Consider the following 25,349-nt stretch of genomic DNA (forward strand, 5'->3'; position numbering starts at 1 on the left):
TTAAAACATCCTCATTTTCAGAAAATATCAACCTTACAAAAAAGAGGAATTTCTATGACTCAAAAACAATTATTTTCCCAAGATAGCGATGTTGATCAAACTTTATTAGCTGATGTATTAGTAATTGGTGGTGGACCGGCTGGTACTTGGTCTGCGTGGAGTGCTGCTAACTGTGGTGCAAAAGTGGTCTTAGTAGATAAAGGCTATTGTGGCACAAGTGGCTGTGCTGCTGCATCAGGTAACGGTGTGTGGTATGTTCCACCAGAACCCGACAGTCGAGAAGCAGCAATGGCTTCTAGGGAAGCTTTAGGAGGATTTTTATCTAGCCGTGATTGGATGCAACGGGTACTAGATCAAACTTATGCGAACGTCAACCAACTAGCTGACTGGGGTTATCCCTTTCCTACGGATGAAGAAGGTAGACCCTATCGGCGCAGTCTGCAAGGTCCAGAATATATGCGTTTGATGCGGCAACAAATAAAACGGGCAGGAGTGAAAATTTTAGATCACAGTCCGGCTTTGCAGTTGTTGGTAGATGCCGAAGGTGCTGTAGCTGGGGCGACAGGGGTTAACCGGCAGACTGGTAAAAAGTGGGTTGTGCGATCGCATTCAGTGATCATTGCTACCGGAGGCTGTGCTTTCTTGAGTAAGGCCTTGGGTTGCAATGTGCTAACAGGGGATGGATATCTCATGGCAGCCGAAGCGGGTGCAGATATGTCGGGAATGGAGTTTTCCAACGCCTATGGCATCGCACCTGCTTTTTCTTCTGTAACTAAAACCCTATTCTATAATTGGGCAACTTTCACTTACGAAGATGGTACACCTATCCCCGGTGCTGGTTCGCAAAAAGGGCGTTCTGTCATTGCCGAAACCTTGATAACTCAGCCTGTTTATTGCATCATAGACAAAGCCTCAGAAGAACTGCGGGTGACAATGCGTTTATCTCAACCCAATTTCTTCCTACCTTTTGATCGTGCAGGTATTGATCCCTTTACTCAACGTTTCCCTGTAACTCTGCGTTTAGAAGGAACAGTCCGGGGTACAGGTGGCATCAGAATCACTGATTATACTTGTGCTACTTCAGTCAGTGGACTTTATGCTGCTGGTGATGCAGCCACAAGAGAATTAATTTGTGGTGGTTTTACTGGTGGCGGTAGTCATAACGCAGCTTGGGCGCTATCTTCAGGGTATTGGGCAGGACAGTCTGCCGCTACATACTCCCATAATTTAGGTGTGCAAGCCAACCAAAGACCAGTTCAAGCTGTAGGTGGTGTAGGATTTATCTCTGGTAGTGAAAAACAAATTCACAGTGAAGACATCATCAAAGCCACTCAAGCGGAAGTTTTTCCATACAATCGCAATTATTTCCGTAATGAACAAACTTTAACAGAATCATTGCACAGATTACATTCTCTCTGGGATGAAATTCGCAATAGTCAAGTTGCAGATAATAGTAATATTATCCGTACAAGGGAAGCTGCGGGAATGGTAGCTACCGCCAGATGGATGTATAGCAGTGCCTTGGAACGCAAAGAAACACGCGGAATGCACAAACATTTAGATTATCCACAACAGGATACTAACCAACAACATCATTTAATTAGTGGTGGTTTGGATCAAGTTTGGGTAAAAGTTGCACCTATCCAGGATACAAAAGCAAAAGAACTTGTAACTGTTTAATTGTAGGTTGGGTTGACGCAAGGAAACCCAACATGATTACAACTTGAATTGAACGCAGATGGACACAGATAAAGATGGATTAATCAAGGGATTTCAGGATTATGTGCAGCCTCACATAAAATTGGTATAACCCAACCTACATCAATATAAATTTTGGATCAATTTTGGTTTTTTATTATGATTGAATTAGTTAGTGAATCCCGGTGCATTCAATGTAATATCTGTGTTAAAGTTTGCCCGACAAATGTTTTTGATAAAGTACCAGATGCACCTCCGAAAATTGCTAGACAAAGTGACTGTCAAACCTGTTTTATGTGTGAATTATACTGTCCGGTAGATGCGCTTTATGTTGCACCCGATGTAGAACCATTAACAGGAATTAACGAACAATCATTAGCAGAAGCTCAACTTTTAGGAAGTTATCGCAAAAATATTGCTTGGGGAAAATCTCTCACAACTACAGCTAAAGAAGATTCAACATATCAATTATTGCAGAAGATGAAATAGAACATCAAAAATAATCGAAGTTATCAATTATGAAACTGATTTTACCTGTAGAAATTGCTGATGAAATTGAGCCATATTTACCTGAAAATACTATTGTAGTGCGTGTAGATAGTGAAGGTAATATAGATGGTGATGCCACAGATGCAGAAGTTTATTTTAGTTGGTTTTATCTCAAACCTACCACTTTACATCGAGTATTAGATGCTGCGCCTTCATTACGTTGGCATCATGCCCCAAATGCAGGTGTAAATCATATTTTGACACCAAAATATTTAGAAAGAGATTTAATTTTAACTAATGGTTCTGGAGTACATGGTATTCCCATTGCTGAATTTGTGATTGCTTATTTATTGGCTTATTCTAAGCGATTACCAAGTTTATATAAACTACAAAATGAGCATGATTGGCAAAGAGGTTTACCAATTCAAGAATTATTCGAGAAAACTTTATTAATTATCGGTGCAGGTGGAATTGGTCAAGAAATTGCGGTTCGTGCTAAAGCATTTGGAATGCGTATTTTTGGCAGTTCTCGTCATCCAAAACCGTTGCCAAATTTTGATAAAGTAGTGGGTGCAAATGAATGGAAACAACTACTTCCAGAATCAGAATTTGTGGTAATTGCTACTCCTTTAACGCCAGAAACAAAGGGCTTAATTGATTTGGAAACTCTGCGTTTATTCCGTCCAGATGCCTATTTAATTAATATTGCACGGGGAGCAATTGTTGATGAATCAGCACTGACTACAGCTTTACAGGAAGGCTGGATTGCTGGTGCGGCTTTAGATACAGTATTTACTGAACCATTACCAGCAGAAAGTCCCTTGTGGACATTGCCAAATGTGCTTATTACTCCCCATTGTTCTGGAAATTCTCCTAGAGTAAAAGAGAGAACACTTGCCCTATTTCTGGATAACTTCAACCGCTATCATCAAGGTAAGCATTTACGTAATATGGTAGATAAAACTGCTGGTTATTAGGAATTTTTATTCGTCAAAATAGGAAAACAAGATTTTTTTTGATATAGTCCACGAAAAGCCTATCGAGTTGCTGTGCTTTAGTTTTTTATTGACAAGAGAATTTATCATGACATTAGCCCAAGACATTAATATTCAGATCCATCAAAAAGCATATCCTCATTTTTTACGAAAGGTATCAGAACTAGGAGTATCCTTATTTAAGGGGACATGGTGGTATATTCATCCTTATATAATAGTTTTCAAAATCATGCTGCTTGCTTTTGCTAGTCTCAGTTTTTTATATATTCATTATTCTAGGCAAAAGCTAATTAAAATTTTCCAAAATAGCAGTGTTTAAAAAAAAGAATGACTAAGATTACAAAATTACAGGCTGTATCTTATTTAGCTCCTAATTATTTTGGATTATATCAGGAGATTACAGCTTATTTAGGTCGTGTTTTACAAGTAGAAATTGCACTACATCAAAGTAAATACGACCCCTTAAAAGACACTCTATTATTTAAAGACCAAATAGATTTGGCTTTTATTTGTGGATTACCACTAATTCGTTATAGTCAAATAGCACCAAATCAATTACAGACATTAGTTGCGCCTGTGATGCAATCATCTCGATATGGTGATTGTCCTGTATACTATGCAGATGTGATTGTTAAGACTGATAGCAATATTCAGAAGTTTGCTGATTTATCAGGGAAAACTTTTTGCTATAACGACTCTGGTTCTAATAGTGGTTATCATTTACTTTGGCAGTGGTTGAGTCAAGAAAAATATTCACCCAATTTCTGGGGAAAATCTTTAGAATCAGGTTCTCATCAACGTTCTATTCGTTGGGTAGTTGAAGGACTGGCTGATTGTGCAGCCATTGATAGTGTTGTATTAGAACAAGAATTACGGGATTTTCCTGAATTATCACACCATTTACGTGTGGTGCAAATAATTGGACCTTCTCCGATGCCACCATTGGTAACAGCGCGGCATTTAGGTATCTCTTTGATTCAGCAAATGCAATTGGCTCTACTCCAACCAGATGCTCAGTTGCAAGAAATTATGAAACAATTTAGTGTTAAGCGTTTTGATGCAGTGAAGTTAGAGGATTATCTGGTACTTAATCAGTGCCAATAATATAGGGACGGGCAAGACTTGTACTGAGCTTGCCGTAGTATGCCCATCCCATAAGATTCTAAGCACTAATAAGATAAATTCGATGCTGCTTTTGTTCGCACAAGAGAGCATCTTGATAAATTTCTGCAAATAATACTCGCTGTGCATGACTTCCCCCAATCTCATGCAACCGCGATAATACAAATTTGAGTTCGTTAACAGTTGTCTGGAAATCACCTTGAGCATGAGCTACCATGCCCTTAGCTGCGGGAATTGCTATCTTTACCCAACTCCTGCCAAGAAAGGGATTAATACTCAAGGCGTGATGTTCCATACTTTGAAGCATTTCTTTTACCCAGTTATTGTGTCCAGCTTTGGCAAGGGCATAGACATAATGCAAATCCTGGAATGGTAATGCGTGTTCATCAATGCGACTGTAAAGATAAGGACTGATATCTTGCCAACGGTTGCCTACATCTACCCCACGTAATTCTAGCCGTAATAACATGGAAATTGCCCCTACTTGGTCTTTGGGAGATTGTTTGTTAGCACGTTGCCAAATATGCTCATCGTAGATTTTCAGAACCTTTTCGTAGTTTTCTAATTGCCAATAATACAGTGCTATATGCCACCAGTTGTGGGTATAAAGCATAGAGTTACAGTTGTCCCAGGTATATGCAAAATTCTCCATCCAAATTATTCCCTCCTGGGTTCTTCCTTGGGTTTCCATTACATGACCAATAGCATGATGCGCCCAAGGATCATATCTATTTAACGCTATTGCCTCAAGTGCCATTTTTTCTGCTGCTGGTAATTGGTGACATTGTTCTAAGCCAAAAGCCACCATCCCATATAGATAATCTTGTTGGGGATTGTTAGGTAAAACTTTTTGGGCAATTTCTAGTAATTTTTCTTTATTACCTGTATAAAAATAGTGATATTGCCCCTGCCGCACGGAAATTAAATCAGTGGGAAATTGATTGGTAATCTCTTCATGAAGGGCTATTGCTACATCAATCTCTTGATTTGCCCAAGCTAAAATTGCTTCTACGTATAACTGTTCTCTGGCAGTAATTTTGCCTAAATTTCTTTGTGCGACTTGCAAATATGGTTGTGCCTGTTGCCAATCTTTTGTACTTTCTTGACTCAGATGATAAGCGGCTGCATAAGCATTAGCTAAAGCACAATTTGGATCAGCCTCAACTGCTTCTAAAATCGCTGTTTTTGCATCTTTACCATAAGCAAGGGATTGATCAATAAAACGGTTAATAGCAGCGATCGCTTCGGCTGAACCTGTTGTCACTAAGAGCCCTTGTCCATCTTTAAGCATGATGAATTCCTTACAGCAAAATTTAAATTCTTAAACTACGGTAACTTGGTCGAAATACCGGGGTTATTGACTAGATTATGCCACAGCCTCTCCCAATCCGCAAGTAAAAACTACGGTAAGTTGATAGAGTTACTGGATAAACATACATTTTTGCAAGGCTTTATTTCCGAGAACTACCTCGATGAATGAATGCTGTCGATTGGGTTTAATCTAAATAAATACAAAATTACGGTATAATAGTTAAGTCACTTACTCGTAGTGTGTTAATTTTGACAGACAAACCAGAAATTTCCTTCATGCAGAAAGTGTGATAGAAAAAAGAATCCCTGAAAGCCTGAAACCTTAAATCCGCAAATATTTCTGACACGGAACTTGCATGAAGTCTTACGGGTAAAGGATTCACAGAATTAACACACTACACTCTGTGTACCTCGTTGCACTTATTTTCCTCTGTTACCCCTATTTATTGAGCCGATACGTTAATTCTTTCTTCTTGTACCTCACTTGAATGGTAATTGCTATAAAACAAGTAGAGGTCAACGTAAGTTGACCTTTACATTTTCAATGTAGATTACGCAGGCTATGCAGTATAACTTATTTAGTCGGTTGGGTGAAATAGCTACACTATTTTTTAAATTGGGTGTTATTGGCTTTGGTGGACCAGTTGCCCATATTGCCATGATTGAAGATGAAGTAGTGAAGCGTCGTCGGTGGTTGACACAAGACCATTTTCTGGATTTACTAGGTGCAACTAATTTGATTCCTGGTCCCAATTCCACTGAAATGGCAATTCATGTCGGATATATTTATGCAGGATGGCCAGGGTTAATTGTCTCAGGTGTTTGTTTTATATTACCTGCGGTTTTAATAACAGGGATATTTGCCTGGATTTATGTTAATTATGGTAGTTTACCTCAAATTTCACCTTTACTTTATGGTATCAAACCTGCTGTTTTAGCGGTTATTGTAAATTCCCTTTGGGGTTTAGCAAAAAAAGCGGTTAAAAACCGTCAATTACTGATTATTGCTATAGCTGTAGGATTATTGGTATTAATTCGGCAAGTGAATGAAGTAATTGCCTTATTGTTTGGAGGATTACTAGGTATGATTTGGTTACATCCTAGAAATCAAGACAAACCACCAGGAAATAAACCTAACTTATTGATTGCTGTCTTAACTACAGGGGCAACTTTACAGACAACATCTACAATTAGCACTGTGGCAGGTACATCTATTCCTTTATGGCAATTAGGTTGGTTTTTTCTGAAAGTTGGTAGTGTTTTGTTTGGTGGTGGCTATGTGCTAATTGCATTTTTGCAGGGGGGATTAGTTCAAGAATATGGCTGGTTAACACAACAGCAGCTACTAGATGCGATCGCTATTGGTCAATTTACCCCTGGTCCAGTGCTGTCTACTGCCACCTTTATCGGCTATGTCTTAGCTGGTGTACCTGGTGCGATAGTAGCTACCATTGGTATTTTTCTACCATCTTTTCTCTTCGTTGCTGCCTTAAATCCGGTTATTCCCCGTTTACGCAGTTCTGCTTGGACAAGATCATTTTTAGATGCTGTGAATGCCAGCGCTGTAGCACTGATGGTAGTAGCTACCTTGCAACTGGGAATAGCTACTTTAAAAATAGCAAAACCACCCTATGTAGATATTCTGGGGATAGCGATCGCACTCATCTCCACAGTTTTGATTACTCGCTACCGCATCAATGCTGCTTGGCTAGTTTTAGGTAGTAGTTTAATTGGTTATGGTGCTATGGCTTTAGGTTATATCAAATAAAATACCTGTTATGGCAAGGCAAAAGGCAAGAGGAAAGAGTGAAGAGGGTTTGGGCGATTTTACGTTTCTTTACACAGTTTGGTTTTATTGTGTTCACCTACTTAATGGCTAGCCTCATTAAGAAAGTAATCCCATTCTTTGATATATTGGGTTTACCACTTTTCTAATATTTGATATTTGTCTAGCAAAAAAATACGTTCCCAAAATACAACAAACACCACCAAATGATAAGGAATTAGCAACGCCAATATAATTTGCTAATCCTCCGAAAAATAAATTACCAAAAGGCAATATTCCCAAAAAAGTAGTCATAAATATACTGGTTACTCGTCCTCTTTTATCTTCTTCCACTAAAATTACTTGCAGAAAATTACTAATTGAAGCTAGAGTTAGTGTGTTAGTTAATCCCACAATAAAGATTAATGCTAAACAAATTTCTAGCTGTGTTGAACGAGAAAATAATATTAAAGATACTCCCAGCACTAGAGTAGAAATTACCATAACCTTCTCTAGTCCTATGACTTGTTTACGCTGCATGAGATAAATCCCAGAAAAGATAGAACCAAAAGCTGTAGAAGTCATCAAAAAACCCATCGTTTCTGCATTGCCTTTTAAGACTTCTTTGGCAAATATTGGCATGAGATTTACATAAGTCATTGCCATAAAGCAAACTATAATTTGCAATATTAAAATAGATTTAATAGGCACAAAATTATAGACAAAAATAAATCCTTCTTTTAAGTTATGCCAAATTTTTGGAGATTTTGATGTAGATAAATTATTGATATTTGGTTTTATCCGCATGATGAAGATAGCTAATATAAAAGGCAAATAGCTAATAGCATCTACTAAAAAACATAAACCTGCTCCATTTCTAGCAATTATCAAACCCCCAATCATAGGACTAACAAATTTAGCTGTATTAATTAAAAATGAATGCACAGCCATTGCACTATAAGTATCACTTCTGTTTTCTAGCAATCTGGGGATAGTTACTTGACGTGCTGGTAAATCAAAAGCTTTGACTATGCCCTGAAGGATACCAATGATTATAATATCTGTAAAATTTATCTGATTACTAACAGTTAAAAAAGTTAGTAATGAAGATAGAAAAACAGATACTATCTGAGTAGTTAATAAGACATACTTTAAATTCCATCTATCTAGTAATACTCCTACCAATGGTGTAATAACTAAACCCATAGCTTGATTGCTAAAGCCAGCTATACCAACTAACATGGCTGAATTTGTCAATTGATAAACCAGCCATACTAAGGCAATTTGTGTCATCCAAGAGCCGAAAAAAGACACGCTTTCCCCAATGAGAAAACCAGATAAATTGGGTGATCTAATTGCAGGTGAAATTCTCAAAAAAGCAAATATCTTGTTGCTTTTCTTTAATGATGTTCTATTTTCTTCTAACATTAATATTACCTATTTTCAGGTATAGTCATTACCGTTCTTGTTGAGTTGGACGAATCAAGATTTCATTCACATTAACGTGCTGTGGTTGGGTAACAGCATAAATTATTGCTGCTGCTATATCTTCACTTTGTAATGGTGTAATTGCTTTCCGTCTGGCTGCAATTTCTTGCTTTGCTACTACATCGGTAATATGCTGATCAATTTCTGTTTCTACTAAACCAGGCTCGATGATAGTAACGCGGATATTATCTTGATATACTTCCTGTCTTAATGCTTCCGAAAAGGCATTTACACCCCATTTAGTGACATTGTAAGCCGCCATTCCTGCACGGGCAATGCGGCCTGCTACAGAAGAAATATTCACAATATGTCCTGATTTTTGCGCTTTGAAAATAGGTAATATAGTGTGAGTTGTGTACATTAACGCTAAAACATTAATATCAATCATTTTTCGCCAGTTTGACGGATCTGCATTTTCAATCCTGCCAGGAAATGATATACCTGCATTGTTTACTAAAATATCTACACGCCCAAATTCTGCATTAGCTTTTTGGATTAGGTTTCTAGTTTGAGCTTCATCGGTAATATCTGTAATAACGGATAATGCTTGTCCACCATTGTCAGTAATATGTTTTGCTACAGCCTGCAACCTATCTCCCCTTCTGGCTGCAATTACTACTTTTGCCCCTGCTGCTGCGAGTAAAATAGCCGTAGCTTCCCCAATTCCCGAAGAAGCCCCGGTAATAATAGCAACTTTTCCTTCTAATTTATCTGCCATAGTGAACACCCATTGGTTGATTTAAAGTACGGTATTTACATCGATATACTGTAGATTAAAACTAAGCGTATCATAAATAACTAGAAAAAGCAAGAAAAGTAGCCTCTAATGCCGTAGCAATGTGTATAAATACTTGACTTGTAATTGTGCTAGAGTCAACAAGGGTAAGAGGTTGTCCAGTATCACCACCATTACAGATACGAGGATCAAGGGGAATTTTGCCTAAAAGTGGTGCTTGGAGTTCATTTGACAATTTTTCACCGCCACCACTCCCAAAAATCGCAGTTTCTTCCCCATTTACGCCGATAAAATAGCTCATATTCTCGATAATACCGAGAACAGGAACACCCACTTGGCGAAACATATAGATACTGCGACGCACATCAGCAACAGCGACCTGTTGAGGTGTTGTTACCAATATCACCCCACAAATCGGGCTTTCTTGCACAATCGTAATTTGAGCATCACCAGTACCGGGAGGCAAATCTATTAACAGATAGTCCAATTCTCCCCATTCAACATCATGTATAAATTGAGTAATGATTTTATGTAAGACGGGTCCACGCCATGCTAGAGGATGATCCGGTTCTGCCAACAATCCTACAGACATAACTTTGATACCATGAGCTTCTAATGGTAAAAATTTCTGCCCATTAGCAGTATCAATAACCGTAACTTCAGATTGTCCTAATCCAAGCATCTGAGGAACGTTGGGACCATAAACATCAGCATCCAATAAACCCACTTTTGCTCCCGTTAATTTCAACGCTGCGGCTAAATTAACTGCGGTTGTGGATTTACCTACACCCCCTTTACCGCTAGATATGGCTAATGTCGTTTTTACCCCTGGAATTGTACAAACTTGAATGTAGGTTTTTTTACACCAACCTAATGATGATAATACCGCTTTAATCTCTGCTTCTAAGTGCTGCTGACGAGAACCTATATACAAGCGCAAATAAATATATTGATCAACTATCCGCAGATTTCGCACCATTCCCAAACTAATGATGTCGTTTTTTAGAGTGGGTTCAATTACTTGTTTCAGGAGTTGGATAACTTCTTCTTGTTGAAGATTGGCAGGATCTATTTGTACTTCCTCGCCCACAACACTTTTGTTCAAATCTAATTTTTCTGGCATTTTACGGCAAATAAGGGTATACGACTACACGCACGGTTAATATTTTTCCATAGACCTCTTGCATTCAAATCACTTTTATGTGATTATTTAAGAATAAAATACGGTAACTTGATTGATATACTGTAGTTTTATCATAAATTCACCTAAAGATAGCCCTCAAACTAGAAGTCTGGGGCTATAAGAACGAAGTCCGCCTACGCGGACTCTTTGAACCCACTCAGGTGAGTTTTGCCTGTGTAGCAGTGATTTCCGATCGCCATCTGTTTCTAGATTCTCTTTACTCCGATTAGTTGAAGTTGGGATTATGTTTCTTAAAAAATCAAACATTCGCACTTTTTCTTTACTATTTACAGTTGGATTAGGTTCAACATTAGCTGGTTCTGTTTTTTCTCCCAATGTTGGGACAATTCAGAAAGCTAATGCAAATACAATCGCTCAAAATAATAGTAGCAAAACAGTAATTCGTATTGGCTATCAAAAAGCAGCAACTATCCTATACGCACTCAAAGCAAAAGGCGAATTAGAAAAAACCTTAAAAGCCTCTGGTGCTTCTGTTACTTGGACTGAATTTCCTGCTGGACCACCAATGTTAGAAGCTTTAAACGTTGGCAGTATTGATTTTGGCTACACAGGAGAAGCACCCCCTGTATTTGCTCAAGCGGCTGGAGTTCCTCTAGTTTATGTTGCCTATGATCCTTATGGTACTAAATCGGAAGCAATTCTTGTTCATAAGGACTCACCAATTAAAAGTGTAGCTGACCTCAAAGGCAAAAAAGTGGCTTTTGCGAAAGGATCAAATACTAACTATTTGGTAGTCAAAGCACTGCAAAAAGCCGGATTAAAATACACTGATATTAAGCCAACTTTCCTCGCACCTGCTGATGGTCGTGCTGCTTTTGAAGGGAAAAATGTTGATGCTTGGGCAGTTTGGGACCCTTATTTAGCTGCTGCTCAAAAAGCCACAGGCGCACGTATTCTTACCGATGCCACTGGACTAGCTCCCAATCGAGGTTATTATTTGGCTGCTAAATCCTTTGCCCAGAAAAATCCAGCAGGTTTAAAAACAGTTTTGGCTGGGGTAAGTAAAGTCAGTGATTGGGCAAAGGGTAATCCTAAAGATGTGGCAAAGTTACTTTCTCCTGTATTGGGTATAGATGCGGCTGTATTAGAGGTAGCAGAAAAAAGACGCAAGTATGGCGTTCTGCCATTAACCAATGATGTAATTGCCAAACAACAAGAAATTGCTGATACTTTCTATAAAATCAACTTAATTCCTAAACAAATTAAGGTCAAAGAAATAGTTTGGCAAGGTAAGAAATAATTTAGTAAGTAGGTTGGCGTTGAAAATTGTCGTTATTGCAAGGCAAAAGGCAAGAGGCAAGAGGCAAGAGTGAAGAGGGGTTGGGCGATTTTACGTTTCTTTACACAGTTTGGTTTTATTGTGTTCACCTACTTAATTGGTAATTGGCAATAAAAAAATTGCTAATTATCAATTATTTCTAGAAATCTTCGTTGACTTTCTCTGCGTGAGAAAAAATTTAAATTCTTGAAAGAGTTTTATATGGTAACAAACATCAATACACAGTGGCTAAAAACCGATGTTTTAGTAATTGGAGGTGGGACTGCGGGAACAATGGCAGGGATTAAAGCCAAACAGGCAAATCCTGATGCTGAGGTATTAATTTTAGAGAAAGCAAATATACGCCGGAGTGGGGCGATCGCTATGGGAATGGATGGAGTTAATACAGCCGTCATTCCTGGCAATTCTACCCCGGAACAATACGTCCGCGAAATCACAATTTCTAATGATGGTATTCTGCACCAAAAAGCCGTTTATCAAACAGGTAAATTAGGTTTTGAAACCATTCAAGAATTAGAAAGTTGGGGCGTTAAATTCCAAAAAGATCCCCAAGGAAATTACGATGTTAAACAAGTACATCGGGTAGGTAAATATGTCTTACCCATGCCAGAAGGTAAAGACTTAAAAACCATTCTTACCCGCCAAGTAAAACGTCATAAAGTGAAAGTCACAAACCGCGTCATGGCAACTAGAATACTAGTAAAAGATGGTAAAGCTATTGGTGCAGTTGGATTTGATGTGCGCGGTGGTGATTTTGTAGTTATTCAAGCCAAAGCAGTTATTCTTTCTACAGGTGCTTGTGGACGTTTAGGATTACCTGCATCTGGCTATCTTTATGGAACTTATGAAAATCCCACAAATGCCGGAGATGGTTATTCAATGGCTTATCATGCAGGAGCAGAATTAAGCAACATTGAATGCTTCCAAATCAACCCATTAATCAAAGATTATAATGGTCCAGCCTGTGCTTATGTTGCAGGTCCCTATGGAGCATATACCGCCAATGCCGAAGGAAACCGCTTCATTAATTGCGATTATTGGAGTGGTCAAATGATGTTAGAGATTTGGAAAGAATTAAACTCTGGTAAAGGACCAATTCAAATGAAAATGACTCATTTGGATGAAGATACAATTTCGGAAATTGAGTCTGTTTTATGGGCAAATGAAAGACCGAGTAGAGAACGTTTTCATGAGGGTAGAGGGGAAAATTACCGCACTCATGGGGTAGAAATGAACATCTCAGAAATTGGATTATGCAGTGGACATAGTGCTTCTGGTGTGTGGGTGAATGAAAAAGCAGAAACTACAGTACCTGGACTCTATGCAGCCGGAGATATGGCCAGTGTTCCTCATAATTATATGATTGGTGCATTTGTCTTTGGTCGGTTAGCAGGAGAAAATGCCATTGATTATATTGAAAATTTGGAACATATAGAACCTGATACTGATTTTCTGGAAACAGAAAAAGCCAGAATTTACGCGCCATTAAATCAACCAAATGGTATTCCCCATACCCAAGTAGAATATAAATTACGCCGACTGGTGAATGATTATTTACAACCACCAAAATCCGGTAATAAAATGGAAATTGGGTTAAATAATTTTGTGCGTTATCACGAAATATTAGCCCAAATGGGAGCGCGTGATCCTCATGAATTGATGCGATGTATGGAAGTACATTTTATTCGTGATTGTGCAGAAATGGCAGCACGAGCATCTTTATATCGTCGGGAAAGTCGTTGGGGTTTATATCATTATCGGTTGGATTATCCAAATAAGAATAATGAAGAGTGGTTTTGTCATGTGAATTTGAAAAAAGATGAAGCAGAAGAAATGATCTTATTTAAGCGTCCAGTTGAGCCTTATGTTGTGGAGGTTGATTTACAGCAAGAAGTTTATAACGTTGCTGTTAGATAAATGGAATGATTAAGTTAATACGGTTCAGTCAAGAAAAAGTAGGTTGGGTTAAGCAACAGCACCACTCAACAAAAAAATTGATAATGTTAGGTTTCTTTTAAGGTAATTAAAGATGATTCAAGAAATAACACGCCGTGAATTTATCGCTACTGCTGCTTTAACAACTGGTTTTGCTTTAGCAGTACAACCTGTTTCCGCTAAAGTGATTACCACAGATACTAAAGGATTAATTGCGGGAGTGGTGAAAATTCCCGTCAAAGATGGGGAAATTCCAGCATATAGAGCGCAACCAGAAAAGGGTGAAAATTTCCCCATTGTTTTAGTAATTCAAGAAATATTTGGGGTACATGAACATATACAGGATGTTGTGCGACGCTTTGCTAAATTAGGCTATTTAGCGATCGCACCAGAACTATTCATTCGCCAAGATGATGTCTCAAAATTAAGCAACATTGACGAAATTCGCGCCATTGTTGCCAAAGTTCCCGACTCTCAAGTTTTATCAGATTTAGATGCTACCGTTGATTGGGCAGTAAAATCAGCAAAAGGTAACGCTGATAAATTAGCAATTACGGGTTTTTGCTGGGGTGGTCGAATTACCTGGCTATATGCAGCACATAATCCCAATGTAAAAGCAGGTGTAGCTTGGTACGGTAGAGTAGTAGGCAATGTTACCGAACTACAGCCTAAACATCCCCTTGATATTGCTTCTGAGTTAAAAGTCCCTGTGCTGGGACTCTATGGAGGTCAAGATACAGGTATTCCATTAGATACAGTGGAACAAATACGAGAAAAACTCAAATCTAGCAGCAGTAAATCGGAGATAATTGTTTATCCTGATGCACCTCACGCCTTTTTTGCCGATTATCGCCCTTCCTACCGCGAAAAAGAAGCCCAGGATGGTTGGCAGCGTCTCCAGAAATGGTTTAAACAGTATGGAGTGTGAGTTTCAATATTTCTAGAACTTACGCACAAGTTACGGATAAACGTTCGCGTAGCGTGTCGAAGACATACCGCAGAGGCGCAGAGGACACAGAGAAATAAGAGTTTGAAAGGTTTTGCGTAAGTTCGAATTTCATGTTTTGATAGTCAACCTATTTAAATACTAACTATGTCAGAAAATTATCGTTTTGAAACCCTACAAGTCCATGCTGGACAAGAACCTGCACCTGGTACTAATGCCCGTGCTGTACCAATTTATCAAACTACTTCCTACGTTTTTGATGATGCTGAACATGGAGCGCGGTTATTTGCTCTCCAGGAGTTTGGTAACATTTATACCCGGATTATGAATCCGACAACGGATGTATTTGAAAAACGGATTGCGGCTTTAGAAGGGGGCGTAGCAGCTTTAGCTACTGCAAGCGGTCAAGCAGCCCAATTTTTAGCCATTAGTACGATCGCTCAAGCAGGAGATAATATTGTTGCTACCAGTTTCCTCTATGGGGGAACTTATAACCAGTTCAAAGTTACTCTTCCACGATTGGGAATTAATGTCAAATTTGTGGAAGGAGATGATCCAGAAAATTTCCGTCAGGCAATTGATGAAAATACCAAAGCTTTGTATGTTGAAACTATTGGTAATCCCCAATTCAATATCCCAGATTTTGCAGCTTTAGCCCACATTGCCCATGAAAATGGTATTCCTTTAATTGTAGATAATACCTTCGGTGCTGGTGGTTATTTAGCTAGACCAATTGAACATGGTGCAGATATTGTTGTCGAATCTGCTACTAAATGGATTGGAGGACATGGTACATCCATTGGTGGCGTAATAGTTGATTCTGGTAAATTTGATTGGGGTAACGGCAAATTTCCCCTCTTTACCGAACCTTCTCCCGGTTATCATGGATTGAATTTTCAAGAAGTATTTGGGAAAGGTAGTCAATTTGGTAATATTGCCTTTATTATTCGCGCCAGAGTCGAAGGATTACGGGATTTAGGAGCAGCATTGAGTCCATTTAACGCTTTTCTATTACTGCAAGGATTAGAAACCCTTTCCCTGCGTGTAGAGCGTCATGTCAATAATGCTTTAGAATTGGCCAAATGGTTAGAACAACAAGAGCAGGTAGCATGGGTTAATTATCCCGGACTTCCCAATCATCCATATCATGAACGCGCTAAAAAATATCTTCGACATGGCTTTGGTGGCGTTCTTAATTTTGGTATTAAGGGGGGATTAGAAGCAGGTAAAGCCTTTATTAGTAATGTGAAATTAGCCAGTCATTTAGCAAATGTTGGTGATGCAAAAACCCTTGTCATTCATCCTGCTTCTACAACTCATCAACAGCTAAGTGATAGTGAACAAATTTCGGCTGGTGTCACATCAGATTTGGTGCGGGTATCTGTGGGAATTGAACATATTGACGATATTAAGGAGGATTTTGAGCAAGCATTTAAGAAGGTGACAGGTGACAGGTGACAGGTGACAGGTGACAGGTGACAGGTGACAGGTGACAGAAAATAATTATAGCCATTCCCATTCAAGTGAGGTACAAGCAGTAATAATTGTAGCTTGCTTCCCGTAGCTTGCGTGGCGAAGCCATAGGGTACGCAGATGGACGCAGATAAACGCAGATAATTTTGTACTTCATTAAACTGGGAAACGCTATACCAATTACCAATTACCAATTACCAATCACCTTTTTTATGAAATACCTAGACTTCATTTCACCCAAAACTCAGTTTTATCCACTTTCAAAACCATTTTCATTAGAATCTGGTGAACTATTAGTTGGTGTTCAGGTTGCTTATCGTACCTGGGGAAAATTAAACGCAAACCGCGATAATGGGGTCTTAATTTGTCATGCTTTAACTGGTTCTGCTGATGCTGATGATTGGTGGGGAGATTTGTTTGGTGTTGGGAAATCCTTTGATCCTGATCAGGATTTTATCGTGTGCAGCAACATTTTAGGAAGTTGTTACGGTACAACTGGAGCAACTTCTATTAACCCAAATACAGGAAAGGTTTATAGTGGATCTTTTCCGAGAATTACAATTAGGGATATGGTTCACCTCCAAGCTGCACTATTAGAATATTTAGATATTCAATCTCTACAGTTAGTAATTGGCGGTTCATTGGGTGGAATGCAAGTTTTAGAATGGGCTTTATTGTATCCAGAAAAGGTGAGAGCGATCGCACCAATGGCTGCACCTGGAAGACATTCAGCATGGTCTATTGGCTTGAGTGAAGCACAAAGACAGGCAATTTATATAGATCCAAATTGGCAAGGGGGAAACTATACAATTGATGCACCTCCGAACCAAGGATTAGCAGTAGCGAGAATGATGGCAATGATTAACTATCGTTATTGGGATAGTTTTACAAATCGTTTTGGCAGACAGCAGGATGAATCTAATCAGTTTGCTATATCCAGTTATTTACAATATCAAGGTCAAAAACTAATAGAACGTTTTGATGCTAATACTTATATTACATTAACTCAGGCAATGGATAGTCATGATGTTAGTTGGAACAGAAAAGATTATCAATCAGTTTTGCAAAGTATCAAACAACCAACTTTAGTTGTGTCTATTGATTCTGATGTTCTTTATCCTCCAGGAGAACAACAAGAATTAGTAGATTTAATCCCTCATGCTCAATTGGGGTTACTCAAATCAACTCACGGACATGATGCGTTTTTAATTGATATGGAAGCATTAAATGAAATGGTAGTTTCTTTTAGGGAAGAGTGGGAATTTCTTGTTTGATTTTTAATGAAATTAGGGAGTTATAAAATTATGGCTTTAATTAATCAAAGAGTAGATGTTCCTGTAATTGTGGATGAATCTAAATGTTTAGAACAATGCGTTGCTTGTATTGAAGTTTGTCCTCTGGATGTATTAGCAAAAAATCCAGAGACGGGAAAAGCCTATATGAAATATGATGAATGTTGGTTCTGTCTACCCTGTGAGAAGGAATGTCCAACAAACGCCATTACAGTCCAAATTCCTTTCTTATTGCGGTAGAGGTACAGAAATGTTTATAGATACTGATTCAGCGTTAAATCAATGGTTGGAAATGTTGCGTTCAGTTAACGAAGGCGATCGCCTAGTTGCGGTAAAATCTCTACAGCACCTTGGAGAAGACGCAGCAGTTGACGCTTTAATTATCGCACTGGAAGACGAAAGCACCGCAGTCCAAAAAATTGCCGTATCTGCACTTTGGGAACTTGCTAATCCTGTTGCTGTACCTGCTTTATTAAAAACTCTTGCTTCCCCAGATGAAGACGTTCGCACCGAAGGATTATCAGCATTAGGTGAACTTGTCACCACAGATCATTTATTGCTTTTATTGGATGCACTACATCAAGAAAATATCAATCTTCAAGTTAACATCTTAATCTTATTGCGGAAGATACATGATGTTCAATCTCTACCTGCGGTGTTATCTTTCTTTGATTCCAAATATCCACAACTACGAGAAACTGCTATTACAACTCTACGCTATTTAAACCAGGTGCAAATATGTCCACCAGCTTTATCTTTGATGAATGATCCTGATGATAATGTCCGTCGTGCAGTAGCATTAACTTTAGGACATTTAGCAGATAAAGAAGTTGTAGAATTATTAACTCAATTACTCACTTCCGATCCTGATTGGCAAGTACGACGCAATGCAGCTAAATCTTTAGCAATTCACGCTAATTCAGCAGCAGTTCCCGCTTTAAAAATTGCGCTAAAAGATGAACATTGGCAAGTGCGAAAATTCACGCTTCAAGTATTACAAAAAATGCCAGATCAAAATTTATTACCTGATTTAATTAAAGGATTAACAGACGAATATTCGGATGTCAGAAAAGAGGCAGCTATAGCACTTGGTAATTTAGATAATACTCAGGCTTTAAATGCTCTCCAACAAGCACTAGATGATCCTGATCGAGATGTTTCTATTTACGCAGAAAGAGCAATTAAAAAGATAAGGAGATAGATCCCCGACTTCTTAAAGAAGTCGGGGATCTGGATAAGTTGAATATGTACAAATTTGCCCCTGCTTGGGAACAAGAAACAATAGTTTTTGGTGCTTCTCAACCTGGATATACTGATAATCAGGTATATGATTGGATTGAGTTTATGAAATCCCAAAACATTCAGCGAATTTGCTGTTTACTTAGTGAAAAACAACTAGCTAATTATGCCCATCTTTTAGATACATATCGGCAAGAATTTGGTAATCAACAAGTTTGTTGGACACCAATTGAAGATTTTCATTTATCTGATTTAGAAACACTCACACAAAAAATACTGCCTTTTTTAATCACAGCAAATCAACAAAATGAAAAAGTAGTTGTGCATTGTGCTGGTGGAATTGGCCGGACTGGACATATATTAGCGGCTTGGTTAGTGAGTGTGCGGGGATTTTCTCATCAAGATGCAATTTCTGCTGTTATAAGAACAGGGAGAAATCCTTATGAAGCTGTAATTTTAAGTAAAAATCTGTTACAAGTTGCAGAAGAATTAAATGTGCTGCTGAATAATTGTCGTCTAGCGTTCTTAACTAATTGATGGATATTGCTGAATTTGTCTGAAAAATCAGCAATTTATAAACACTTTACCTGTAATAAAATAGATGATTATCAAAATCATTGTAAAATTGTAAACGAGCAGTTCCCACAACTAAATTATTTGTCTTTTCACCAGAGGAAATAACATGAACTCGAAATAGATAAATACCTTCGCTGGTGGGATTATAAAAAGGTTTGAAAACGATAGTAATTGTTTGATTTGCAGAAACTGGTTCATCAAAAGTAGCAATGACATTTTGTGGTTGAGTTAAACTCTTGGTTAGGGTAATGCCTAGCTTTTCTTTTTGTCCACTTGCTTCTACAAAAGCAAAACTGTTTTTCTGATTGAATTCAATATTTTCTACACCTTCTATTTGTGTTAAAACAACCTGTTGCAGTTGCCAATTAGCCAGAGATTCTGGTAATTTGATTGTAAAATAATAAGCTGCATCCCAAGAACCTGTTTGATTGTAAGTTGTTTTGGCAGTTAACAATGGTTTTGATGGTATCCCGTAGGTAGTAGGCACAGATAATAAAAATATTCCTGTACTAATAGCTAGGGTTTTACAAAGAGTTTTGAATCTGTTCATGTTTTTAGGATTTGATATTTTAAATAGGTTTTTCTATTGCATTACACCCTTTCAATTTAGCAAGTGGAACTTATTAATGATTACAATACTGTTTGGTTAAGAGTTTTTGTAGGTTGGGTTAAGCGACAGCGCAACCCAACAAAAGTCTGTAAATGTTGGGTAACAAGAACGTCAAACGCCATTCGCCACAAGCCGGGAAACCCGTCCAGATGGCTCCCCAACCTACCTGATTTAATGTTTTTAGATTATGACAAGTATAGGTTGTTTGAAAAATGGTTCTAATTGCATGATTAACTCCCTAATAATCAAAATGAATTAAATTGAGTGTTGGGTTAACCAAGCTTCTAAATCAGCAACACTAGAAAAGTCTAATAATGCCTCTCCTAAATTTTCTAACTGTTCAATTGATAATCCTGTAATTCGCTCGATTAATAACGCATCAATTTCCCCAATCCGACGATGTAGTAGACGCAGTATTAAGTTTTTTTCTCCTTCTTGCTTTCCTTCTTGCTTTCCTTCTTGTCTTCCTTCTTGTCTTCCTTCTTCTTTAGCTTGTTCTCTATCTCTTTGATAAAGTGGTTCTAATCGCATAATTAACTCCCTATCATCTGTTTCTAGTTTTTGATTTACTCTCAAATTTTCGCGCAAGTTGTAAACTAATTCCAGGGTGGTTTTTTGGTAAGGGTGATCTAATGGTAACGCTTGCAACTCGATAATTGCTTGTGATTGTACGCTTCCCCTACCCAAAAGCCTCAACCATAAAGTCTCCGGTGTTTGTGGTAGTTGGTGTATTACCACAATTGCTGTTCGCAAGGGATCTGCTAAAAAGTGTACTCCCGATAACCAACCTTCTTGTTGGATAGTTCTAAAGCTAGATAAACGAGTTTCAGAAATAGTGGGGGTTAAAATCCACAATTTAGGAATTTCTGACTCCTGAAGTTTGATTTTATTGGCTTTGGCTTCTCGTCGCAATGAAGCCTTGACTTCTAATAACTTGAGAATACAGTCGCAGATTTCATCGGTAGAAGCTGGATTGCGGTATGGTTCTATTATCGCAGGATTTTCGGCAAGTCTTCCTAGTAAGCCCAGTATTTGTAATTTAGAACTTTGTTGTTTAGCAGGTGTGAATAAAACATCAATTTCTTTAATTTCTCCTGAGACTTTTTCTGATGCTTTGACTTCTCCGTAATCTTTTAATAATTCTTCTAGATAGTCTTTGGCGAATTTATCATGTATAAACCTAGTCATTAAATTTTAATTTTGAGTAAAATCTGGGAAATAATTTGGATTTCTATTATATGGCAGTTATGAATTTTCTGTAAGAGGATGTTTGAAATTTTTTTTGTGTTGTATTCAATACTTTGAGATCCCCGACTTCTTTGAATGATCCTCATTATTTACAAAAAATTTAATTAAGAAGTCGGGGATCTTTCTTACCTGGCTTAACTTATATTTATTATTTGTTAATTTCTTTGATTATCTCTATAGCCTTTTGATAGTCTGTTTCCCCCGCATTTCTCGCAAACAATGCGATTCCTAGGTCGCGCTATCTCTATTCCTTCGGAACGCTATGCGAACGAGACGCTACCGCGAACGCTATCGCAATCTATCTAATCCTTATAGAGAAACGGTTTTGGGCATTTTTCACGGAGTTGATTTTTGATGCAGTGTGAAAACCCAGAATCGAGATTTTATAAGGGTTTGAGGATTTTGGTGAGAAATCCGGGTTAGCCCCCTCATCGCTTGCGGGGAGGGGGTTGGGGGTGGGGTTCTTGTTCATTTACTTCATATGATGTGTATTTAAATGCTAAATTACCAACAGGCTAAACACCAGACTCATTTTATCTTAAATTACTTATGACCGTAGTTAGAGCTATTCCCGAACAGGGTCAACTGGTGAATGTGCGATCGCGTCAATATGTTGTCAGTGATGTTCATCATACCAGCTTACCCACTAACCCCGTGTTGGGTGGAGTGACAAAAACCCAGCATTTGGTCAAACTCTCTTCTGTAGAAGATGATGGTTTGGGAGAAGAACTACAGGTTATATGGGAATTGGAAGTGGGGGCGCATATTTATGAAAAAATGGAGTTACCCCAACCTAAAGGTTTTGACTCACCAGAACGGTTAGATGCTTTTCTCGATGCAGTAAGATGGGGTGCAGCTTCAACGGCTGATATTCGCACTGTGCAGTCACCTTTTCGCAGTGGTATAGATATTGAAGATTATCAATTAGATCCGGTAGTACGGGCAATTCAAATGCCCCGTGTTAACTTATTAATTGCTGATGATGTGGGTTTAGGTAAAACCATAGAAGCTGGTTTAGTAGCCCAAGAATTAATTATCCGTCATCGTTGCCATGGGATTGTCATAGTTTGTCCATCTTCGCTACAAGTGCAATGGCAAGAACAGATGCGGGATAAATTTGGTTTGGATTTTCGGATTGTTGACAGTGCATTAATGAAAGAACTGCGCAGGAAACGGGGTATTCATGTGAACCCTTGGCAACATTTTCCCCGGTTGATTACTTCCATAGATTTTTTGAAACGCGATCGCCCTTTACGTCTCCTGGGAGAAATATTACCAGGTGAAGGGGAATCTCTCTACCCCCGCAGGTTTGATTTATTAATCGTTGATGAAGCCCATAACGTTGCCCCCTCTGGTGGGGGCAAATATGCCGTAGATTCCATGAGAACGGCTGCTATTCGGCTATTAGTCCCCCACTTTGAACATAAGTTATTTTTGACTGCCACACCCCATAACGGCTACCCCGAAAGTTTCACCGCTTTGTTAGAATTACTCGATTCTCAACGGTTTGCACGGGGGGTAACACCAGACAGGAAACAATTACAGGTGGTGATGGTACGCAGGTTAAAACAGGAAATGCAAAATTGGGATGGTTCACCACTATTTCCTAAACGCCAATTAGCAGCCATTTCTGTAGATTATCCAGCCGCAGAACGTCAAGCCCACGCTGCCTTAAAAAGATATACAGAATTACGCTGCAAGGGCGTGGCAGATAATACAGAAAAATATGCCACTGAATTTGTGTTAAAACTCTTAAAAAAACGCCTATTTTCTTCACCAGCAGCTTTTGCTAGTACCTTAGAACAACACCAACAATCATTAACTACTGCCCGTCGTCGCACAGCATCTAGTTTATCTCGACCCAGTGAAGGAATTTTGCGGCGACAGTTACAAGAAATTGAAGAAGATTTTGCTGATGATGATGTTTATGAAGAATCTACAGATGAAGCAATTACTCATACAACTCGGTTATTTAGAGAATTAAATCCTGAAGAACAAAGTTTATTAACCCAAATGTTGCAATGGGCAGAAACAGCAGCGAGATTAGCTGATGCTAAAGCCAAAGAACTCCTCAACTGGATTCATACTTATATTAAACCAGATGGAAAATGGTCTAATGAAAGAGTAATTATTTTCACAGAATATCGAGCCACACAAAAGTGGTTATATAACCTCTTAGCGGCACAAGGATTAGTCCAGGAAGAACGGTTAATGACTCTATATGGGGGGATGAAATCAGACGACAGAGAACAGGTAAAAGCGGCATTTCAAGCTCATCCTGATATTTCCCCAGTGCGAATTTTATTAGCTACAGATGCAGCCAGTGAAGGTTTAGATCTACAAAACTTTTGTTCGCGGTTAATTCATTATGAAATACCTTGGAATCCTAACCGCATGGAACAAAGAAATGGGCGGATAGATAGACATGGACAAAAGGCTTCAGAAGTATTAATTTATCACTTTGTCGGTAAAGATTATCAGCAAAATAGCACCCAAGGAATTAAACCGGGAGAACTAGAAGGGGATTTAGAATTTCTCATGCGGGCAGCTTTAAAGGTTAATAATATTCGGGAAGATTTGGGAAAAGTTGGCCCAGTTATTGCTGCCCAAGTAGAAGAAGCAATGATGGGAAAACGGACTATTTTAGATACAACAGTAGCAGAAAAGGAATCAGAACCTGTCCGCCGGATGTTAAAATTTGAGCGTCAAGTCCGGGAACAAATTGAAAAATTACGAGAACAATTAAATGAAACTCGTCAACATTTACGACTGACACCAAATAATATTGAAGCAGTGGTAAAGATTGGGTTGGAATTAGCAGAACAACCAGGGTTAATTGAGGCTAATTTAGCAGAAGTAACCGGGAAAGCTTTTTATTTACCACCTTTGAAAAGTAGTTGGGCTGCTTGTAGTGAAGGGTTAGCACATCCCCATACAAAAGTAATTCGTCCTATTGTTTTTGACCCTGAATTATCCCACGGTCGAGATGATGTAGTATTGGCGCATTTGAATCATCGGTTGGTGCAAATGTGTTTACGTTTGTTAAGGGCGGAAGTGTGGTCAAAAGAGGGGAAAAAATCATTAAATCGCGTGACGGCGCGATTAGTTCCTAATTCAGTTTTAGAGACACCGGCAGTAATTGCTTATGGAAGATTGGTAATATTAGGAAGTGACCAACAGCGATTACATGAAGAGGTAATTACAGCAGGAGGTTTATTAAAGGAAGGTAAGTTTAGCCGTATGGGTGTAATGCAAATTCAAGCAGCTTTATCGGCAGTTTTACCAGATTTAGCACCGGAAAAGATCAGAAAGACTTTAGAGAGTTTATGGAATAGTCATGCAGATTTATTAATGCAATCTTTGCAAGTGCGAATGCAAGATAGGGCTAAGAGTTTGCAGCGCGATTTAAGCAATCGGGCGGAAAAAGAAGCGGCGGATATTACTGCTATTTTAACAGAATTACAAAGGAGTATTGAACAGGAATTAAATGAACCGGAGATTAAGCAATTGGAATTGTTTAATACGGCAGAAAAAGAACAGTTTGAGCGTAATGTTAATAGTTTAAAGGTGAGATTGGCACAAATTCCCGCAGAAGTTGAAAGGGAGGTTGCAGCAGTGAAAGCGCGGTTTACAAATCCTACACCTAGACTATTTCCGTTAGCGGTTATTTATTTAGTTCCGCAGAAATTGGCGAAATAGGGAATTGGGATTAATTTTGTCAGAATCAGGATGTCCAGGATTTGAGGATTTACAGGATGTAATTTTAGGTTTTTTCATGGGGTGTTTTTGATTTTTTTATCTGAAATGGCTAACGCCACGCTGCGCGAACAGGATGTCCAGGATTTAAGGATTTACAGGATGTTATTTGGATATTTTCTGGGTGGTGTTTGATATTTGTTATTTGTCTGATAGCGTGGCGTTAGCCATATCAGGATAACCAGGA

General features: G+C 38.5%; 21 protein-coding genes. 15 read left to right on the forward strand and 6 right to left on the reverse strand.

From position 1 onward, the window contains the following. Positions 1–54: 54 nt before the first annotated feature. The 5 genes from IQ226_RS08050 (at position 55) to IQ226_RS08070 (ending at position 4,286) form a co-directional block, all read left to right on the forward strand. Positions 55–1,680 (forward strand): FAD-dependent oxidoreductase, encoded by a 1,626-nt coding sequence (locus IQ226_RS08050; RefSeq protein WP_193894346.1) that lies wholly within the window; start codon positions 55–57, stop codon positions 1,678–1,680. 177 nt (positions 1,681–1,857) lie between these two features. Continuing rightward, positions 1,858–2,187 carry a ferredoxin family protein gene (locus tag IQ226_RS08055; RefSeq protein ID WP_193894348.1) on the forward strand — a complete coding sequence of 110 codons (330 nt, stop codon included), beginning with the start codon at positions 1,858–1,860 and terminating at the stop codon, positions 2,185–2,187. Positions 2,188–2,216: 29 nt separating this feature from the next. Then, positions 2,217–3,164, forward strand: coding sequence for a D-2-hydroxyacid dehydrogenase (locus IQ226_RS08060; RefSeq protein WP_193894350.1), 948 nt, complete (start codon positions 2,217–2,219; stop codon positions 3,162–3,164). A gap of 106 nt (positions 3,165–3,270) precedes the next feature. Continuing rightward, positions 3,271–3,501 carry a hypothetical protein gene (locus tag IQ226_RS08065; protein ID WP_193894352.1) on the forward strand — a complete coding sequence of 77 codons (231 nt, stop codon included), beginning with the start codon at positions 3,271–3,273 and terminating at the stop codon, positions 3,499–3,501. 8 nt (positions 3,502–3,509) lie between these two features. After that, on the forward strand, positions 3,510–4,286 hold the full coding sequence (locus IQ226_RS08070; RefSeq protein ID WP_193894354.1) for a phosphate/phosphite/phosphonate ABC transporter substrate-binding protein: 777 nt from the start codon (positions 3,510–3,512) through the stop codon (positions 4,284–4,286). 58 nt (positions 4,287–4,344) lie between these two features. On the opposite strand, the gene IQ226_RS08075 is transcribed toward IQ226_RS08070, so the two are convergent. Further along, positions 4,345–5,595, reverse strand: coding sequence for a tetratricopeptide repeat protein (locus tag IQ226_RS08075; RefSeq protein ID WP_193894357.1), 1,251 nt, complete (start codon positions 5,593–5,595; stop codon positions 4,345–4,347). Between the two features lie 582 nt (positions 5,596–6,177). On the opposite strand from IQ226_RS08075, the gene chrA reads away from it, so the two are divergent. After that, positions 6,178–7,383, forward strand: coding sequence for a chromate efflux transporter (chrA, locus tag IQ226_RS08080; RefSeq protein ID WP_193894360.1), 1,206 nt, complete (start codon positions 6,178–6,180; stop codon positions 7,381–7,383). Between the two features lie 117 nt (positions 7,384–7,500). Here the strand turns inward: chrA and IQ226_RS08085 are convergent, their stop codons facing one another. The 3 genes from IQ226_RS08085 to IQ226_RS08095 form a co-directional block, all read right to left on the reverse strand. After that, complete coding sequence (locus tag IQ226_RS08085) at positions 7,501–8,808, reverse strand: MFS transporter (protein ID WP_193894363.1); 1,308 nt, start codon at positions 8,806–8,808, stop codon at positions 7,501–7,503. Between the two features lie 28 nt (positions 8,809–8,836). Further along, positions 8,837–9,586: an SDR family NAD(P)-dependent oxidoreductase gene (locus IQ226_RS08090; protein WP_027401224.1), complete on the reverse strand. Its 750-nt coding sequence runs from the start codon at positions 9,584–9,586 to the stop codon at positions 8,837–8,839. 70 nt (positions 9,587–9,656) lie between these two features. Continuing rightward, positions 9,657–10,727 carry an Mrp/NBP35 family ATP-binding protein gene (locus IQ226_RS08095; protein WP_051424233.1) on the reverse strand — a complete coding sequence of 357 codons (1,071 nt, stop codon included), beginning with the start codon at positions 10,725–10,727 and terminating at the stop codon, positions 9,657–9,659. Between the two features lie 304 nt (positions 10,728–11,031). On the opposite strand from IQ226_RS08095, the gene IQ226_RS08100 reads away from it, so the two are divergent. From IQ226_RS08100 to IQ226_RS08135, 8 genes are all read left to right on the forward strand, one after another. After that, on the forward strand, positions 11,032–12,048 hold the full coding sequence (locus IQ226_RS08100) for a sulfonate ABC transporter substrate-binding protein (RefSeq protein ID WP_193894366.1): 1,017 nt from the start codon (positions 11,032–11,034) through the stop codon (positions 12,046–12,048). A 240-nt stretch (positions 12,049–12,288) separates the two neighbouring features. Continuing rightward, positions 12,289–14,004: a fumarate reductase/succinate dehydrogenase flavoprotein subunit gene (locus tag IQ226_RS08105; RefSeq protein WP_193894369.1), complete on the forward strand. Its 1,716-nt coding sequence runs from the start codon at positions 12,289–12,291 to the stop codon at positions 14,002–14,004. Positions 14,005–14,119: 115 nt separating this feature from the next. Further along, positions 14,120–14,950 (forward strand): dienelactone hydrolase family protein, encoded by an 831-nt coding sequence (locus tag IQ226_RS08110; RefSeq protein ID WP_193894400.1) that lies wholly within the window; start codon positions 14,120–14,122, stop codon positions 14,948–14,950. Positions 14,951–15,115: 165 nt separating this feature from the next. After that, a complete protein-coding gene (locus IQ226_RS08115) occupies positions 15,116–16,426 on the forward strand; it encodes an O-acetylhomoserine aminocarboxypropyltransferase/cysteine synthase family protein (RefSeq protein ID WP_193894371.1) in 1,311 nt (436 codons plus the stop codon). A 227-nt stretch (positions 16,427–16,653) separates the two neighbouring features. After that, the gene (metX, locus tag IQ226_RS08120) at positions 16,654–17,715 is read left to right on the forward strand and encodes a homoserine O-acetyltransferase (protein ID WP_193894374.1); all 1,062 of its coding nucleotides are present in this window, start codon (positions 16,654–16,656) and stop codon (positions 17,713–17,715) included. 30 nt (positions 17,716–17,745) lie between these two features. After that, complete coding sequence (locus tag IQ226_RS08125; protein WP_193894377.1) at positions 17,746–17,973, forward strand: ferredoxin family protein; 228 nt, start codon at positions 17,746–17,748, stop codon at positions 17,971–17,973. A 10-nt stretch (positions 17,974–17,983) separates the two neighbouring features. Continuing rightward, positions 17,984–18,934 carry a HEAT repeat domain-containing protein gene (locus IQ226_RS08130; protein ID WP_193894380.1) on the forward strand — a complete coding sequence of 317 codons (951 nt, stop codon included), beginning with the start codon at positions 17,984–17,986 and terminating at the stop codon, positions 18,932–18,934. A gap of 44 nt (positions 18,935–18,978) precedes the next feature. Then, on the forward strand, positions 18,979–19,509 hold the full coding sequence (locus IQ226_RS08135) for a dual specificity protein phosphatase family protein (RefSeq protein WP_193894382.1): 531 nt from the start codon (positions 18,979–18,981) through the stop codon (positions 19,507–19,509). A gap of 46 nt (positions 19,510–19,555) precedes the next feature. Here the strand turns inward: IQ226_RS08135 and IQ226_RS08140 are convergent, their stop codons facing one another. After that, positions 19,556–20,098, reverse strand: coding sequence for a DUF2808 domain-containing protein (locus IQ226_RS08140; protein WP_193894384.1), 543 nt, complete (start codon positions 20,096–20,098; stop codon positions 19,556–19,558). Positions 20,099–20,413: 315 nt separating this feature from the next. Continuing rightward, positions 20,414–21,346, reverse strand: a complete 933-nt coding sequence (locus tag IQ226_RS08145) for a DUF4351 domain-containing protein (protein WP_193894386.1) — start codon at positions 21,344–21,346, stop codon at positions 20,414–20,416. Between the two features lie 609 nt (positions 21,347–21,955). On the opposite strand from IQ226_RS08145, the gene drmD reads away from it, so the two are divergent. Then, positions 21,956–25,105, forward strand: a complete 3,150-nt coding sequence (gene drmD / locus IQ226_RS08150) for a DISARM system SNF2-like helicase DrmD (RefSeq protein ID WP_193894388.1) — start codon at positions 21,956–21,958, stop codon at positions 25,103–25,105. The last annotated feature ends 244 nt before the right edge of the window (positions 25,106–25,349 follow it).

Source organism: Dolichospermum sp. LEGE 00240 (assembly GCF_015207875.1).
Lineage (GTDB): Bacteria > Cyanobacteriota > Cyanobacteriia > Cyanobacteriales > Nostocaceae > Dolichospermum > Dolichospermum gracile.

Bases quoted from the DNA above. Each gene is read 5' to 3' on its own strand.
- drmD (WP_193894388.1), top strand. From the start codon at position 21,956: ATGACCGTAGTTAGAGCTATTCCCGAACAGGGTCAACTGGTGAATGTG.
- metX (WP_193894374.1), top strand. From the start codon at position 16,654: ATGAAATACCTAGACTTCATTTCACCCAAAACTCAGTTTTATCCACTT.
- IQ226_RS08055 (WP_193894348.1), top strand. From the start codon at position 1,858: ATGATTGAATTAGTTAGTGAATCCCGGTGCATTCAATGTAATATCTGT.
- IQ226_RS08065 (WP_193894352.1), top strand. From the start codon at position 3,271: ATGACATTAGCCCAAGACATTAATATTCAGATCCATCAAAAAGCATAT.
- IQ226_RS08095 (WP_051424233.1), bottom strand. From the start codon at position 10,727: ATGCCAGAAAAATTAGATTTGAACAAAAGTGTTGTGGGCGAGGAAGTA.
- IQ226_RS08075 (WP_193894357.1), bottom strand. From the start codon at position 5,595: ATGCTTAAAGATGGACAAGGGCTCTTAGTGACAACAGGTTCAGCCGAA.
- IQ226_RS08130 (WP_193894380.1), top strand. From the start codon at position 17,984: ATGTTTATAGATACTGATTCAGCGTTAAATCAATGGTTGGAAATGTTG.
- IQ226_RS08135 (WP_193894382.1), top strand. From the start codon at position 18,979: ATGTACAAATTTGCCCCTGCTTGGGAACAAGAAACAATAGTTTTTGGT.
- IQ226_RS08060 (WP_193894350.1), top strand. From the start codon at position 2,217: ATGAAACTGATTTTACCTGTAGAAATTGCTGATGAAATTGAGCCATAT.
- IQ226_RS08105 (WP_193894369.1), top strand. From the start codon at position 12,289: ATGGTAACAAACATCAATACACAGTGGCTAAAAACCGATGTTTTAGTA.
- IQ226_RS08100 (WP_193894366.1), top strand. From the start codon at position 11,032: ATGTTTCTTAAAAAATCAAACATTCGCACTTTTTCTTTACTATTTACA.
- IQ226_RS08115 (WP_193894371.1), top strand. From the start codon at position 15,116: ATGTCAGAAAATTATCGTTTTGAAACCCTACAAGTCCATGCTGGACAA.
- IQ226_RS08140 (WP_193894384.1), bottom strand. From the start codon at position 20,098: ATGAACAGATTCAAAACTCTTTGTAAAACCCTAGCTATTAGTACAGGA.
- IQ226_RS08090 (WP_027401224.1), bottom strand. From the start codon at position 9,586: ATGGCAGATAAATTAGAAGGAAAAGTTGCTATTATTACCGGGGCTTCT.
- IQ226_RS08125 (WP_193894377.1), top strand. From the start codon at position 17,746: ATGGCTTTAATTAATCAAAGAGTAGATGTTCCTGTAATTGTGGATGAA.
- IQ226_RS08085 (WP_193894363.1), bottom strand. From the start codon at position 8,808: ATGTTAGAAGAAAATAGAACATCATTAAAGAAAAGCAACAAGATATTT.
- IQ226_RS08070 (WP_193894354.1), top strand. From the start codon at position 3,510: ATGACTAAGATTACAAAATTACAGGCTGTATCTTATTTAGCTCCTAAT.
- chrA (WP_193894360.1), top strand. From the start codon at position 6,178: ATGCAGTATAACTTATTTAGTCGGTTGGGTGAAATAGCTACACTATTT.
- IQ226_RS08145 (WP_193894386.1), bottom strand. From the start codon at position 21,346: ATGACTAGGTTTATACATGATAAATTCGCCAAAGACTATCTAGAAGAA.
- IQ226_RS08050 (WP_193894346.1), top strand. From the start codon at position 55: ATGACTCAAAAACAATTATTTTCCCAAGATAGCGATGTTGATCAAACT.